This window comes from Lelliottia sp. GFLA7, from assembly GCF_056490165.1.
Genome location: NZ_JBWLAQ010000030.1, coordinates 1 through 492, shown reverse-complemented (window position 1 = coordinate 492; position 492 = coordinate 1). Strand labels below are relative to the sequence as shown.

General features: G+C 67.7%; 1 protein-coding gene. It reads right to left on the bottom strand.

What is annotated here, in order from left to right:
- Window positions 1–492 (bottom strand): arabinosyltransferase domain-containing protein (locus AC07RN_RS20980; protein ID WP_478337217.1); only part of this gene is annotated, 492 nt, incomplete at both ends.

The following is a 492-nucleotide window of genomic DNA, read 5'->3' as shown; positions in this document are numbered from 1 at the left end:
CACCGAGGTGGTGCGTCCATTTGGTGGGGGTGAACATCATCAGTGCGACGGCACCGAGCGTGACTCCGACGATTCGGCGCGACGGACCGGCCGACATGCCGGGGATGCGTCCGCCCTTGCGTAGCGCCGCCAGGATGCCGACCGCGAGGCCAAGGAACATCACGAAGATGCCGAACCGGCGTGAGAGCGAACCGTCGGCCGTGTAGTTCAGCAGCCACTGATATCTCAGGTACTCGGTGAACCACTTCTCGTTCGGGCCGCCGGCGACGTGCGCGTCCTGCATCGTCGGGACGATCGCCAGGGGCTGATCCGCGAAAAGCGCCACCAGGATGGCCGTGCCGGACGCGACCAACGGCAACAGGAGTGCCGTGTAGCCGACGGTCTTGGCGCGGGCGACGAGGATCCGCAGTAGCGGCCGCGCTCCGGCGAGCAACGCTGCGAAGCAGATGATTCCGGACGGGCCGACGGAGAGCGTCGCGGCCGCGACCAGGA